This is a genomic window from Streptomyces sp. NPDC003300 (genome assembly GCF_040610915.1).
Classification (GTDB): Bacteria; Actinomycetota; Actinomycetes; order Streptomycetales; family Streptomycetaceae; genus Actinacidiphila.
In genome coordinates this window covers 111,009-125,408 of sequence record NZ_JBEXNE010000023.1, presented here as the reverse complement: position 1 = coordinate 125,408, position 14,400 = coordinate 111,009, and the positions used below count along the sequence as shown (strand labels likewise).

Below are 14,400 nucleotides of genomic sequence, written 5' to 3'. Positions count from 1 at the left end.
GTTCGCGGCGCCCCCGAGTGGGGGTTGGTGGGGGGGGGGGGGGGGGGGGGGGGGGGGGGGGGGGGGGGGGGGGGGGGGGGGGGGGGGGGGCCGGGGGGCGCGGGGGGGGGCGGCCCCGGGCGCCGGCCGCGGCCGGTCGGCGGTCCCGACGGCCGGCGTGGTCGGCCGGGCGGGCGGAACAGCCGGTCGGCGGGTTCAGCGGGTCAGCAGGTCTGGCGGACGTATCCGCTGGTGCCCAGCGGTACGACGTCCACATCGCGGCGGACGACGCTGAGCTTCGTGCCGTAACCCGAGCACGCCTTCTGGAGGCCCTTGGCGGTGTACTCGATGACGATCACGTTGTTGCCGAAGCCGGAGGTGTAGTCGCCGCACTCGTTGTACGTGGCGCATTCCTCGGCGACGGCGAAGTCCAGGCCGTTGGCGACCCGGTCGCCGGACAGTTGCGGGGTGTTCTTCTGCGCGATCGCCATGTTCTTGGAGTGCGCGTGGGCGGAGAGGAGCTTGATGTACGACTCGGCCTCGGCCTTGGTCAGGTAGCCGGAGAAGCGGTCGTAGGTGTCGAAGTTGTCGGGTTCGACGCCCTGGAAGCCCTTGGCCGCGCACTGGTCGACCCAGCCGTTGACCTTGGCGGCGATCCGCTGCCGCTTGTCGGCGGTGCGGATGTCGAGGATCGCCTCGTTCCAGTCCTTGTCCTTGACGACGGCGCCCTTGGAGTCCCGCAGCAGCAGGTCGGCGTCCCACTGGCCCTCGGCGCCCTCCTGGGCCTGGAAGGCGTTGACGTAACAGATGTTGTAGACCCCGGCGGCGGCCGGAGCGGTGTAGTCGCGGCTGACCACGGAGACACCGGCGGGCGGGGTGTAGGGGCCCCCGATCTGGTAGTCGAATCCGGCGTGCGCCGGAGGCGGGGAGACGGACTGGGGCGCGGCCCCTGCGGAATCGGGAGCGAGTGAGGGGACAGCCACGACTGCGGCGACGGCCGCGAGGGCGGCCAGACTCCGACGGGACCGGACACGATTCATGCGCATCATCGAGCTCCTGATGATGGGGGGTACGTCCCCGCCTCGGACGCTGACAGCGATCCTGGCGACTTTGTCCGGGCTTGCGGCGCACGGCCGCCCACCGGCTAGGCGTACCTCTGACGTCGGTGCTCAACTCCGACGTTCGCCAGGAGTTAACCGCGCAGAATTCGTCATGTCAACCGCCCTCTTCTGCGCAAATCATGCTCACTTACGCATCGGAGTGCGCATTATGCTGCACGCATGCTGAGAACTGAGCGTCATGCGCGCATACTTGAGCATGTCTCCGCCAGGGGCGGCATCGACGTCCACGAGCTGTCCCGGCTGCTCGGCGTCTCCACGGCCACCGTCCGCCGCGACCTCCAGCACCTGAGCGAACTCCACCTGCTGCGCCGCACCCACGGCGGGGCGGCGGTCGGCCCGGTCGACCTGGAGGTCCCGCTCCAGCACCGCGCGGGCCGCAGCCGACCGGAGAAGCAGGCCATCGCGAGGGCGGCGGCGGCCCTGGTGCCGGACGGCGCGGTGGTCGGCATGAACGGCGGCAGTACGGTGACGGAGGTGGCCCGGCTGCTGGCCGCCCGCGGACCGCTCACCGTCGTCACCAACGCCGTGAACATCGCGGCCGAGTTGGTTCTGCACAAGCACGTGACGCTCGTCGTGATCGGCGGCAACGCCAGAAACGCCAGTTATGAGCTGGTGGGCCCGATCGCCGAGAAGACCCTGGCCAGCTACCACACCGACATCGCCTTCCTCGGCGTCGACGGCATCAGCGCGGCCCACGGCTGCACCACGCACGACCAGTTGGAGGGCGGCACCGACCGCGCCTTCGCCGACAACAGCGACCGTACGGTCGTGGTCGCCGACCACACGAAGATCGGCCGGGCCACGCTCGCCAAGATCTGCCCGCTCGCCGAGATCCACGACCTGGTGACCGACGGCGCGGCGCCGGACGCCGAGCTGGCCCGTATCGCGGGCGCGGGCGTACGGGTGACGGTCGGCTGAGCGCTTCTCCCGCCACGGTCGGCCGCGTGCTGCGCGGGGGCGCGCCGACCGCTGTTCAGCGGTACCGGGAAGCGGCGACCGTCGTTCACGGCGCCGGGGCGCGCCTGACGCGCAGGGTCAGCACCTCCGACTCCTCACGCCAGTAGGCGATGTTGTGCCGGGTGATGACCGTGTCGCCGTGCTCGGGACCGAGCACCCGCTCCATGTCGACCAGCAGCTCCTCGAAGGCGCGCGCCGCGCCTGCCGCGTCCCCCGCCCGCCCCCGCAACCGCGCGACATTGTGCCGGGTGGTGAGCGTGTGCGGATGGTCCGGGCCCAGCACGCGGAGCCGGTCCGCCAGCAGCTCCTCGAAGGCGCGCGCCGCGCCGCTGACGTCCCCGGCCCGCCCGCGCAGCCGCGCGATGTTGTGCCGCGTGGTGAGCGTGTCCGGATGGTCCGGGCCCAGCACCCGCGCCGCGTCGGCCAGCAGCTCCTCGAAGGCGCGCGCCGCGCCCTCGGCGTCCCCCGCGCGCCCCTGCCAGTAGGCCAGGTCGTGCCGGGTGGTCAGGGTGTCAGGGTGGTCCTGGCCCAGCACCCGCACCATGTCGACCAGCAACTCCCGTAGCCCCTCGGCCGCTTCGGCCGTCTCCCCCGCGCGACCGCGCAGCCGGGCCATGTTGTGCCGCGTGCTGAGCGTGTCCGGATGGTCGGGGCCAAGCACCCGCAGCCGGTCCGCCAGCAGCTCCTCCAGCGCGGTGGCGGCGTCCTCCGCGTCCTGCGCGTACTCCGCCTCGCCGCTCCAGTAGGCGATGTTGCCGCGGGTGGTGAGCGTGTGCGGGTGGTCGGGGCCGAGCACCCGCAGCCGGTCCGCGAACAGTTCGCGGAAGGCGCTGATCGCGCCCTGCGCGTCGCCCGCCGCGCCCCGCCAGTACGCCAGGTCGTGGCGGGCGGCGAGGGTGTCGGGGTGGTCGGGGCCCAGGTGCTGGTGGGTGGTCCTGGCCAGCAGCCTGAAATGCCCGGCCGCGGCGGCCACCTGGCCCGCGACGCCCAGGCTCTCGCCGACCCGGTAGAGCAGCGCGTGCGCGTGCGGGCGGTGCAGGGCGCTCTCCGCCTTGCCGGTCAGCGCCGTGGTGTTGGCGCGCAGCGCCTGCGCGAGGTCGGTGTCGCGCTCGACCTCCGGCCAGACCGCGGTCAGGGCGTCGGCCGCGGTACGGGCCAGCGCGTCGTGGTCCGCCTCGCCGAGCGTGTCCCGGACGGCCCGCTGGATGAGCTGGTGGACACGGACCGCCCGGTGCCCGGTCTTCGGGGTGTGGTCGATCAGATTGAGCCCGTGCAGATCGCGCAGGGCCCGTACGGTCTGCTGCTCGGTGATCCCGCGCGCCGGGCACTGCTCGGGGGCGGCCCGGCGTACGACGCGGGTGAGGTGGTCGCGGACCGGCCCGCTGGTGAGCACCGGCTGCGGGATGCCGTTCGGGTCGAGCAGCGCGGCCAGCTCCAGCAGGGACCTGGCCAGACCCCGGGGACCGCGGGCGTCGGCGCGGTCCACCGACAGCGACCAGACGGCGGCCACGCCCGCGGTCTGGTCGTCGGGCAGGGTCGGCGGCCTGAGGTCGGCCAGCCGGGCCCGGTTCGCCAGCAGCGCGCGGTAGTCGTGGCAGCCGATGTCGGCGTCGATGAGATACGCGGCGGCCTGGGACAGGGCCAGCGGCAGCCTGCCGAGGTCCTCGGCGAGCAGCGCGACCTCCTCGGGCGCCTCCACCCGGCCGCGCGCGGCGAGCGCCTCCGTCAGATAGCCGGTCGCCTCCCGCGGGGTGAACAGGCCGACGGTCACCATGCGGCGGCCCGCGCCGGTCAGGGCTGCGTCCCGGCTGCGGGTGGTGACGACCGTACGGCCGAGGGGGTGGTCCGGCGGCCACAGGCCGGTGAGGTCGGCGGGGTCCGTCACATTGTCGAGGACCAGCAGCCAGCGGCAGTGTCCGGCCGCCGCGCCGGGGCCGGGCTCCAGCCAGGCCAGGAACTCCTGCGCGGCGCGCGCCGGTTCGTCCCGCTCGATGTGCAGCACCCTCGCGGCGGCGTCGGCGTACGCGTCGATGACGGCCTGCCGCGTCGAGGCCGTGACCCACATCAGCAGGTCGACCTCGCCCGCCCGCCAGGCGTGGTGGGCGCGCCGGGCGGCGAGCTGCGTCTTGCCGACGCCGCCCATGCCGGTGAGCACCTGGCAGACCACGGCGGTGCCGGGGCCGGTCAGCGCGGTGTCCAGGGCGTGGATCACGTCCCGGTGCTGGAACCAGTCGGCCGACCGGGGCACCACGCCGACCCTGACCGGCCAGTTGACCGGCGAGCGCGGCACGACATGCCAGTGGTGGTGCTGGTGGATGTCGCCCGCGACGCCCGCCGCGACACCGCCGCCGGCCGCGGTGACGGCGGAAGGGGCAGGGGCCGGGGCCGCGTGGGACCGGGCCTCGGCGTCGGTACGGGGCCGGGCCTCGGCCTCCGTGCGGCTCCGGCCCTCGGCGCGGACCCGCGACGGGGTGGCCGCGGGCAGCATCGGCAGCGTCGGGACGGTGTCCGAAGGCTCCGGCGCGCGCGGCGGCGCCACCGGCGCGGGTGCGTACGGCGGCGCGGGTGGTGCGTACGGCGGCGCGGACAAAGGGGCGGGGACGGCTCCGGGTGCGCTCAGCCCTGGGGCGGACCCGGCAGAGGAGGGTTTTCCATCCGTACGTCCCCCATCCGTACGTCCCCCATCCGTAACGACGCCACGGACCCGTCCCGGGCTCGTACGTCGACGTCGCCGCCGACCGCGATCCCGTCACCGGTGGCCGCCGTCGTCCCGGCGGGCGGGCCGCCCGGCGGTCCGCCGCCGTAGGGACGGTCCCGCAGCCGGTCCACCGCCTGCCGCAGCGCCGTGGCCAGCGCCGCGTCCCGCTCGACGGCCTCGTCGAGCGCGTCGGTCAGGCGGCGCCTGGTCCGCTCGGTGACCGCGCCGTCAGGGGCGGCGCACTCCTCGGTGGCCAGCCGCAGCGCGGGGTCCTCGCCGAGCAGCACACGGACCAGCGAGTACAGCCGGTCGAGTTCGCCGACCTGGACCTCGTCCAGGTCGTGCCGCCGCTGCTCGGCACCGCTCGCTCGCCACGTGAGCCACACGCAGACATGGCCGACCGCGGCCTCGACACCCGTCACCCCGTACCCCCATGCGCTCACTCGTCTCCACCGACGGTAGCCAGCCGCGCGCGGCCCGGCATCCGATCTCGGCAAGCCGTCGCGAATTGGCACCGCGGGCACACGATTCCACAGACGACCCACGGTGCACACGCGTCAACTCCGGCCCCGGCCGGGGTACCTCGGCTCCTCAGGCGCCCCCGTGGTGCAGCGCGTCCAGGGCGGCCAGTTCGTCGGCGGTGAACCGCAGCGCGCCCGCGGCCACGTTCTCCACCAGGTGGTCGGGGTTGCCGGTGCCGGGGATGGCCAGGACGTGCGGGCCGCGCTGGAGGGTCCAGGCGGTCCTGATCTGGGCGGCGGTCACGCCGTGGGCGCGGGCCGCGGCCAGCACCTGCTCGCTCTCCGCTGCGCCCGCCCCCGACTCGCGGCCCGCGCCCGCGATGGCGAAGAACGGCACGAAGGCGACGCCCTGTTCACCGCACAGGTCCAGGAAGTCGTCGTCCTCGCCGGGCAGTCCGAGCGCGTACTTGTTCTGTACGCACACCACCGGCGCGATGGCGCGGGCCTCGGCGAGGTGGCGCGGCCCGACGTTGGAGATCCCGAGGTGGCGGATCAGCCCGCGCTCGCGCAGTTCGGCGAGCGCGCCGAAGTGCTCGGCGATGGAGTCCGCGCCCTGATTGCGGTAGTTGACCACGTCGAGGTGGTCCCGGCCGAGCTGCCGCAGATTCTCCTCGACCTGTCCGCGCAACTGCGCGGGCGTCGCGGCGGGCAGCCAGGCGCCCGAAGGGTCGCGCCCCGGGCCGACCTTGGTGGTGATGACGAGGTCGTCGGGGTACGGCGCCAGCGCCCGGTTGATCAGCTCGTTGGCCGAGCGCAGGGCGGAGAAGTAGAAGGCGGCGGTGTCGATGTGGTTCACACCGAGTTCGACCGCGCGCCGCAGCACGCCGATCGCGCGCTCGCGGTCGCTGGAGCCGCTGTCGGGAGCGAACGCCCTGCCGTCCTGCGGCAGCCGCATCGCCCCGAAGCCCATCCGGTTGACGGTCAGATCGCCGAGCGTCCACGTGCCCGCGGCATCCGCGGTGATCGTCGTCTCAGAAGTCATCGGAGGATTCTCCCACGGCGGCCCACAGCCGCCCCCGAGGGACGTCGAGGTGACATTCAGGCCACATCCGGAGTCCAGCGGGAGTGTCGCGCATCACCGTCGCGACCGGGACCGCGCGGGCCGCTCGGCCTTGTGCCCGCAGGTCATGCCGGGTCATAGTCGTTCTTGGCACCGCACCGAAACATTTCGGGACCGCCCGGCGGGGACCGGATCCGGCCGAAGCGGAATCGGCGCGGCGCCGCTGCGTGCCCGCCGTGTCCCCCTCCCCGGCCGCTGGGCTACAGGAGTGCAACAGTCGTTACGGGGAGGCTGACCCCAAAGCGGACCAAACGTTAACCTTGTCGCATCTTGCGGCCGTTTGGGACCGCTGGGGGAACAGCACAGAGCTCAGGGGGGCTCATGCGAAGAGCTGGGGCAATAACCGCTGCCTTCTCACTGGCGGCGGCTTCGATGATCGGATTCACCGCCGCGCAGTCCGCGTCCGCGCTCACCGCGCCGGTCGCGATGACCGCGGACGACCTGCCGACCTGGCAGACCAACGGCGTCGTGTGGGCGCTGGCCCAGGCGCACGGTGTGGTCTTCGCGGGCGGCACCTTCTCCACCGTCCGGCCGCCGGGCGCCGCCGCGGGCACCGGCGAGCAGCAGGCGCTCAACTTCCAGGCGTTCGACGCCGCCACGGGCGCGCCGACGTCCTGCAAGCTGTCCTTCACGGTCGGCTCGGGCACGGCGACGATTCGGGCGCTGACCGTCTCACCGGACGAGTCGACGCTGTACGCGGGGGGCACCTTCGGTTCGGTGAACGGCGTTCCGTCGAGCAGCCTGGCGGCGATCGACATCGCCACCTGCACCGTGAGGACCACGTTCAAGGTGTCGGTCTCGGCGCAGGTCCGCAGCATCGTGGCGACGAACGACACGGTGTACATCGGCGGCAATTTCCTCACCGTCGCCGGGCAGCCCCGGCAGCGCTTCGCCGCGCTGACGACCACGGGCGCGCTCAAGCCGTTCACGGCCAACGCCGACAAGGCGGGCAAGGCCATGGTGCTCAGCCCGGACGGCACCAGGCTCGTCATCGGCGGCGACTTCAACACCGTCAACGGGGTCAATTCGCACGCGCTGGCCGTGGTCAACGCCACGACCGGCGCCAATGTGAAGACCTATCCGGGCTTCATCTCGGCGACCTCCACCGTGCAGGACCTCACGAGGGACGCCACCGGCTTCTTCACCGCCAACGAGGGCACGGGCGGCGGTGTCTTCGACGGCCGCATCGCGCTCAACTTCAGCGACCTCAACCAGCGCTGGCGCGACACCTGCCTGGGCGCGACCCAGGCCGTCACCGTCTACAAGGGCGTGCTGTACAGCGGCTCGCACGCGCACGACTGCTCCAGCATGCAGCAGTTCCCGCAGCTCAACAACGACCGGCAGCACCTGCTCGCGGAGTCCGTCGACAACCCGAGGCCGCTGCTGGGCTGGTTCCCCGACACCGACGACGGCCCGGCGGGCACCGAGAAGATCGGCCCGCGGGCCCTCACCACCGCCTCCAGCGGCGGCACGGACTACCTGTGGGTGGGCGGCGAGTTCACCCGGATCGCCAGCAACGGCAACCGGCTCCAGCAGGGCCTGGTCCGCTTCCCGAGCGGCCCCGACACGCGCGCGCCGTCCGTACCGCTCCAGGTGACCGCGGCGAACGTGTCCGGCGGGGTACGGGTGAGCTGGCAGGCCAGCCTCGACCTCGACGACTCGACGCTGACGTACAGGATCTACCGCGACGGCACGCAGGTCGGCACGGTCACCGGTGACTCCAAGTTCTGGATCCGCCCGACGCTGACCTTCACCGACACCGCCGCCTCACCCGGCACCACGTACGCGTACCAGGTCACGGCGGGTGACGCGCCCGGCAACACCAGTGCCAAGTCGGCCGCGGCGGCCGTCACGACGCCGGGCGCGCCGACGTCCTCGACGGTGACGCTCAACGCGACGGCGGACAGTTACGTCAACGCGGGCGCGCCCTCGGCGAATTACGGCCCGGACCAGCAGCTCGCGGTGCGCGGCACGTCCGCATACCACACGTACCTGCGGTTCGACCTGCCCGCCGCGCCCGGCGGCATGGTGCTCACGAGCGCGCGACTGACCCTGCGCACCAGCTCCGACGCCATCGCGAACTCGGTCGACACGCTCAATGTGCAGCGTGTGACGGGGAGCTGGACGGAGACCGGGGTGACCTGGAACACCCGTCCCACGCTCGACCCGACGGTGCTCGGCACGGTGCCCGCGCCGACCGCGCTCCAGACCGACTACACCGCGACGCTCACCGCGGCGGCGCTGACGCCGGGGCTCGGCGGTCCGTACGATCTCGCGGTGACGTCCACCGGCACGGACTCGGCCTGGTTCTGGTCGAAGGACGCGCCCGGCACGTCGGGACATCCGCAGCTCGTCCTGACCTTCGCGAAGCCGTGACCGCGACCAGAGGCCGGTTCGCCACGGCCGTCGTCATCGTGACGACGGCCGCGGCCGTCCTGGCCGGATGCGGCGGCGGACACGCGGACGCGGCGCGGGAACGCGCCGCCCCCACCAGCGAGCGCCCGGCCTCCTCCGCGCCCGCCATCGGCCCCGACGGCACCGCGGAGCCGTCCGCCTCGGCCTCGACCGGTCCGGGCGGCGACGGCGGTGCGAACGGCGCCGACGCCAAGGAGTCGACCCTGCCCGAATCCCAGCTCACCCCGGCCACCGGCACGTTCACCGACCAGCAGAAGAGCTATCTGGTCGGAAAGGTGCCCAAGGGCATGGACCCGGCCGCCGTTCTCCAGACCGGCCAGGAGTCCTGCGACCGGATCGCCAACACCGCGGACGCGAGTCCGAAGCTGGCGAAGGAGGCCATCGCGGACGGCGAGATCGCGGACGCGAAGGACGCGATCACGTATCTCTGCCCGAAGTACAAGAGCCTGCTCCGGTAGCGGATCGACCGGCCCGCCCGCGCGGCGGGCCGGTCGGCGCCGGGGACGGTCCGGGTATCGGAATTGGCGCGCGCTCCTTCGGGGCCGCGGATTACGATGCCCGAGCCGTCCCCTTCGCCGTCGTCACCTCCTACGGCGCGCGGGCCCGGTGGTCAAGCAAACGCCGAGCCTGGGAAAGCGCGGGACGTGATGGTTCGTCGAGCACACCGCCGACGGCACGCCGTATCCGTCCGGAGGTGTCGGCGCTGCGCCGGGTGACCGCGTCCGAGGCGGCCCTGGCCGCGCACCGGCAGATCAACGCCACGGCGGTCGGCTATCCGCGCGACAGCGGTGTGCCCGCGCTGTTCGAGGAGCGCGCGCGGCTGCGGCCCGAAGCGCCCGCGGTCGAACAGGGCGCGCGCACGGTCGGCTACGGGCAGCTCGACCGCCTCGCCAACGGCCTCGCCCGTGACCTGCTGGCGCGCGGACTCCCGCCGGGCGCGACCGTCGGCGTGTGCCTCGACCGCTCTCCCGAACTGGTCGTCGCACTGCTCGCCGTCCTCAAATGCGGCGGCTGCTACCTGCCGTTCGACGCGTCCTGGCCGGACGAGCGGCTGCGCGCGCTGCTGTCGGACGCCGACTGCCGGTGGGTGCTCACCGACCGGCCGGCGGAGCTGGCCGACCGGCTCGACGGCTGCCGGACCGTCCCGGTGACGCGGGGCGGTGTCGCGGAGAGCGAGCGCGGCCCGGAGGTCGAGGTCACGGGCGACGCCGTCGCGTACGTCAACTTCACCTCGGGTTCGACCGGCCGCCCCAAGGGGGTGCCGGTCCGGCACCGCGGTGTGGTCCGGCTGGTGTCCGGCGCCCGCTACGCCCGGCTCGGCGAGGGCGGCAGGCTGCTGCAACTGGCGCCGGTGACCTTCGACGCGGCGACCTTCGAGATCTGGGGCGCGCTGCTGACCGGCGGCACCTGCGTGCTCTACCCCGACGCGCGGCTGAGCCTGTCGAAGCTGGGGCGGGTGCTGCGCGAGAGCCGGGTCAATGTGCTGTTCCTGACCACGGCGCTGTTCAACTCCGTGCTGGACGAGGCACCCGAAGCCCTCGACACGGTGGCCACCGTGCTGACCGGCGGCGAGCGCGCCTCGGTGCCGCGGCTCGCGCAGGCCGTACGCCGCTACGGCCCCGGCCGCCTGGTGCACGTCTACGGACCGACCGAGTCGACCACCTTCGCCACGTACCACCGGGTCGACGCGCTCCCCGCCGACGCGGCGGAACTGCCGATCGGCCGGCCGATCCAGAACACCCGGCTGTATGTGATCGACACGGACGGCGACGACGGCGGTGAGCTGTGCGAGCCGGGGCGCGCGGGCGAGATCTGGCTGGCGGGGGACGGTCTGTCGCCCGGATATCTGGGGATGCCGGAGCTGACCGCCCGGCTGTTCGTGGAGCGCGAGGTCGACGGCGTACGCGAACGGCTGTACCGGACGGGCGACTACGGGCATCTGCGGGCGGACGGCGCGGCGGTGTTCCACGGCCGCAGGGACGACCAGGTGAAGGTGAACGGCTACCGCATCGAACTGGGCGAGATCGCCCACCATCTGGACCGGCACCCGGCCGTCCGGCGCAGCTTCGTCACCGCGAGCGCCCGCGGCGAGAAGCCGGTGTGGGCGTTCGTCGTCACCGACGACCCGGCCTGCACCCCGCAGGCGCTCCGCGCCCATCTGCGCGCGCTGCTGCCCGGCTTCATGGTCCCGGCCCGCATCCAGCTCTGTGACACCCTGCCGTTGACCGCCAGCGGCAAGATCGACCGCACGGCCCTGCTCGCCGCCCACGCGCGCCGGCCGGCCCCGGAGGAGACCTGATGCCCGTCCGCACCACCGCCCCGGAGCCCGTCCGGGACGAGCCCGGCGGTGACTCCGCGCGCTCCGGCCTCCTCCGGGCCTCGACTGCGGGCCTGATCGCCGCCTTCGTCGGCTTCTCCAGCTCCTTCGCGGTGGTGCTCGAAGGGCTCAGCAAGGTCGGCGCGTCGCACGCCGAGGCCGCGTCGGGACTGATGGCGCTGTGCGTGGCGATGGGCCTGTGCGCGATCTACCTGAGCCTGCGCTCCCGGCTGCCGATCAGCATCGCCTGGTCGACGCCGGGCGCGGCGCTGCTGGCGGGCTCCGCGGGTACGCACGGCGGATTCGCGGCGGCCGTGGGCGCGTTCCTGCTCACGGGGGTGCTCGTCGTGATCTCCGGGCTGTGGAAGCCCCTCGGCCGGTGGGTCTCGGCGATCCCGAAGCCGCTGGCGAACGCGATGCTCGCGGGCATCCTGCTGCCGCTGTGCCTGGCTCCGGCGCACGCGGTCAAGTCCGACCCGGCGGTGGGCCTCGGTGTGATCCTCGCCTGGGCGGTCGTCGGCAGTGTCCGGAAGCTGTACGCGGTGCCCGCCGCGGTGGTCGTGGCCGTCGTCCTGATCGCCGCCACCACGCACATCGACACGGCCGCGCTCGGCCCGCTGTGGCCGCACCCGGTGCTGGTCACCCCGCACTTCACCGCCTCCGCGGTGATCGGCATCGCGCTGCCGCTGTACGTGGTGACGATGGCGTCGCAGAACATCCCCGGCATCGCGGTGCTCAATGTCAACGGCTACCACCCGGAGCCGGGGCCGCTGTTCGGCTGGACCGGCGTCTTCAGCCTGCTGTCGGCGCCCTTCGGCGGGCACGCGGTCAACCTGGCGGCGATCACCGCCGCGCTGTGCGCGGGCGAGGAGGCGGGGCCCGACCCGCGCAAGCGGTACCGGGCCGCGGTCGTCGCCGGCGGCGCGTACATCCTGTTGGGCCTGGGCGCGGCGGCGGCGGTCGCCTTCGTCAACGCCTCACCGCCCAATGTCATCGAGGCCGTCGCGGGACTCGCGCTGCTCGGCGCCCTCGGCAATTCCCTGACCGGCGCGATGGCCGACGCCGACCACCGCGAGTCGGCGGTCGTCACGCTCGTCGTCACCGTCTCGGGCGTGACCTTCTTCGGCGTCAGTGGCGCCTTCTGGGGCCTGGGCGCGGGCGGCGCGCTGTACGCGACGAGGCAGTGGCAGGCGCGCCGGACGGAGCGGGCGGCAGCGGCGGACGCCGGGCCGGAGGCGGCGGCGCGTCCCGTACCGGAGGCGGACGCGTGACACGCGGCGGCAGCCGCGACCTCCTGGAGGTCGCGGCTGCCCCGGGGTGACGCGTCGGGTCTGAACGCCTCGGCTCAGCGGTAGAGCCGCAGATCGGCCAGGCTCCACCAGTTGGCCGCCGTGCCCGTCGATGTGACGCGCACATAGCGTGCCGTGGTCCTACGGGGCAGGTCGGCGACGGTGAGCTGCCCGGTTCCCGTACCGGCGGCGGCCGTCCGCCAGGTGACGCCGTCGTCGCTGGTCGAGATCTGCCAGCCGCGGGCGTAGTCGCCGAGGTTGTCGCCGCTGTCGACGGCGACGCGGGAGAACGCGGTGCGCTTCTTGAGGTCGATCTGCACGTACTGACCGGGGGTCTGGGCCGCGCCGCTGGACCAGCGGGTCGAGCCGTCGGCGTCGATCGCGAGGTCGGGGGCGCCCTGCCCGGCGGGCTGGGAGGTGGCGCTCGCGCCGTTCAGCGGCACCGCGTGCGACCGGCTGGTCAGATCAGCCGATCTGGGCCACGTGAAGGTCGCCAGCGCACCGCCGGGCAGGGAGTATGCGAAGGTCCGGTCGCCGACGGCGACGGCGAAGGAGCGCGGGTCGTCGTTCTCGTTGTGCACGACGAGCGCGGTGGAGCCGTCGGGGTTGCGGAAGGCGACATCGGTGAGCTGGCCGTTCCAGCCGGTCGTGCCGTAGTTGGTGCTGCCGATCCGTACCGCGCCCGGCCGGACGAACTTCGACAGGTGGCCGATGGTGAAGAACTCGGCACTGGGGGTGACCGTGCCGTCCGGCTGGACGGTCAGCAGGGCGGTGCAGGTGTCGCAGCCGCCGTTGTGCGGGCCGCCGTCGGCGTCCAGCGCGAGGTTCCAGTCGGCGACGGACTTCGCCCAGTTGCGCGTGGTGCCGACGGTGATCGTGCGCGCGTGCCAGGTCAGCGTGCCGCGGAAGATCTGCGCGGGCGTGTCGGTCGCGCCGTGCGAGCCGGAGCACTCCGTGAACCAGATGCCCTTGTCGGGGTGCGCGTCGTGCAGCGCGCTCTGCGCGCTGGGGTCGCCCGAGTAGCAGTGGTAGGCGGTGCCCGCGATCCACCGGGCGGCCGGGCTGTCCAGCACCTCGTACGGGTAGTCGGTCTGCGGGTCCTCGCCCATCTGCTCGGCGGTCTTGATGTCGTCGGGGTGCGTGGTCCAGTTGTGGTCGTACGCGAGGATCTTGGTGCGCGGGCTGGCCCGGTGCAGCAGCGGTCCCAGCGCCTCGATCACCTTGACCTGCGCCTGCACGGGCAGGTCGGTGCCGGGGTACGCGGAGGGCTTACGGTTCTGCGGCTCGTTCTGCACCGTCAGGTAGTCGACGGGCACGCCCGCCGCCGCGTACGCCTGGACGAATTTCACCAGGTAGCGGGCGTAGGCGTCGTAGACCTTCGGGTCGTCCTTGAGGTGGCCGCCGACCAGCGAGTCGCCGTCCTTCATCCACGCGGGCGGGCTCCAGGGCGTGGCCATGACGGTGAGCCGGGGGTTGAGCCGCTTCGCCTGGCGCAGCAGCGGCAGGATCTGCCGTTGGTCGTGCGCGATGCTGAAGTGGCGCAGCGCGAAGTCGGTCTGCCCCGCGGGCATGTCGTCGTAGGTGTAGTGGGCGGTGGAGGCCGTGAAGTCGGAGGAGCCGATGGGCTGGCGCAGGAAGCTGACGCCGATGCCGCGGGCGGGGTCGAAGAGCTGCCGCATCGCGGAGTCCCGCGTCGTGCGCGGCAGTCGGCTCAGGACGGCGGCCGAGGAGTCGGTGAGCGCGCCGCCGAAGCCGTCCACGCTCTGGTAGCTCTGGTTCGGGTCGACGGTGATGGTGGTGAGGTCGGACGGTCCCCGGCCGAAGTCGACCGGCGCCTGCTGCCGTAGTTCCTGGGCGCCGTCGGCCGTGGTCAGCCACACCTGGGCGCGGGGTGGCGGCGCCGGGCGGGAGGGGGAGGCCGCGGTGGCGGCCGTCGGGGTGACGGCGGCCGTCTGGGCGGCCGGTACGCAGGCCAGGCAGAGTGCGGCGGCTGTGGCAGCGGCGGCACCTACGGCGCGTCTCCTCATCGTTCTCCTCGGGCAG

Annotated in this window: 10 protein-coding genes; 5 read left to right on the top strand and 5 right to left on the bottom strand. The window is 73.5% G+C overall.

The window, feature by feature from the left end:
- Nucleotides 1-203: 203 nt before the first annotated feature.
- Nucleotides 204-1,025: an endo alpha-1,4 polygalactosaminidase gene (locus tag ABZX65_RS28585; protein WP_355346065.1), complete on the bottom strand. Its 822-nt coding sequence runs from the start codon at nt 1,023-1,025 to the stop codon at nt 204-206.
- Between the two features lie 234 nt (nt 1,026-1,259).
- Here ABZX65_RS28585 and ABZX65_RS28580 point away from each other — a divergent pair, with 234 nt between their 5' ends.
- Nucleotides 1,260-2,018: a DeoR/GlpR family DNA-binding transcription regulator gene (locus ABZX65_RS28580; protein ID WP_355346062.1), complete on the top strand. Its 759-nt coding sequence runs from the start codon at nt 1,260-1,262 to the stop codon at nt 2,016-2,018.
- Between the two features lie 85 nt (nt 2,019-2,103).
- Here the strand turns inward: ABZX65_RS28580 and ABZX65_RS28575 are convergent, their stop codons facing one another.
- The 3 genes from ABZX65_RS28575 to ABZX65_RS28565 form a co-directional block, all read right to left on the bottom strand.
- Nucleotides 2,104-4,596: a tetratricopeptide repeat protein gene (locus ABZX65_RS28575; protein ID WP_355346059.1), complete on the bottom strand. Its 2,493-nt coding sequence runs from the start codon at nt 4,594-4,596 to the stop codon at nt 2,104-2,106.
- Between the two features lie 77 nt (nt 4,597-4,673).
- Nucleotides 4,674-5,198: a hypothetical protein gene (locus tag ABZX65_RS28570; protein WP_355346056.1), complete on the bottom strand. Its 525-nt coding sequence runs from the start codon at nt 5,196-5,198 to the stop codon at nt 4,674-4,676.
- Between the two features lie 148 nt (nt 5,199-5,346).
- Nucleotides 5,347-6,258 carry an oxidoreductase gene (locus tag ABZX65_RS28565; RefSeq protein ID WP_355346053.1) on the bottom strand — a complete coding sequence of 304 codons (912 nt, stop codon included), beginning with the start codon at nt 6,256-6,258 and terminating at the stop codon, nt 5,347-5,349.
- Between the two features lie 450 nt (nt 6,259-6,708).
- Here ABZX65_RS28565 and ABZX65_RS28560 point away from each other — a divergent pair, with 450 nt between their 5' ends.
- From ABZX65_RS28560 to ABZX65_RS28545, 4 genes are all read left to right on the top strand, one after another.
- Complete coding sequence (locus tag ABZX65_RS28560) at nt 6,709-8,712, top strand: DNRLRE domain-containing protein (protein ID WP_355346050.1); 2,004 nt, start codon at nt 6,709-6,711, stop codon at nt 8,710-8,712.
- A complete protein-coding gene (locus ABZX65_RS28555) occupies nt 8,709-9,209 on the top strand; it encodes a hypothetical protein (protein WP_355346047.1) in 501 nt (166 codons plus the stop codon). The genes ABZX65_RS28560 and ABZX65_RS28555 overlap by 4 nt, the downstream gene beginning before the upstream one ends.
- A 236-nt stretch (nt 9,210-9,445) precedes the next feature.
- Complete coding sequence (locus tag ABZX65_RS28550) at nt 9,446-11,050, top strand: amino acid adenylation domain-containing protein (protein WP_355346044.1); 1,605 nt, start codon at nt 9,446-9,448, stop codon at nt 11,048-11,050.
- Nucleotides 11,050-12,339, top strand: a complete 1,290-nt coding sequence (locus ABZX65_RS28545; RefSeq protein WP_355346041.1) for a benzoate/H(+) symporter BenE family transporter — start codon at nt 11,050-11,052, stop codon at nt 12,337-12,339. The genes ABZX65_RS28550 and ABZX65_RS28545 overlap by 1 nt, the downstream gene beginning before the upstream one ends.
- Before the next feature lie 74 nt (nt 12,340-12,413).
- Here ABZX65_RS28545 and ABZX65_RS28540 read toward each other — a convergent pair whose 3' ends face one another.
- A complete protein-coding gene (locus ABZX65_RS28540; RefSeq protein ID WP_355346038.1) occupies nt 12,414-14,384 on the bottom strand; it encodes a discoidin domain-containing protein in 1,971 nt (656 codons plus the stop codon).
- Nucleotides 14,385-14,400: the final 16 nt, after the last annotated feature.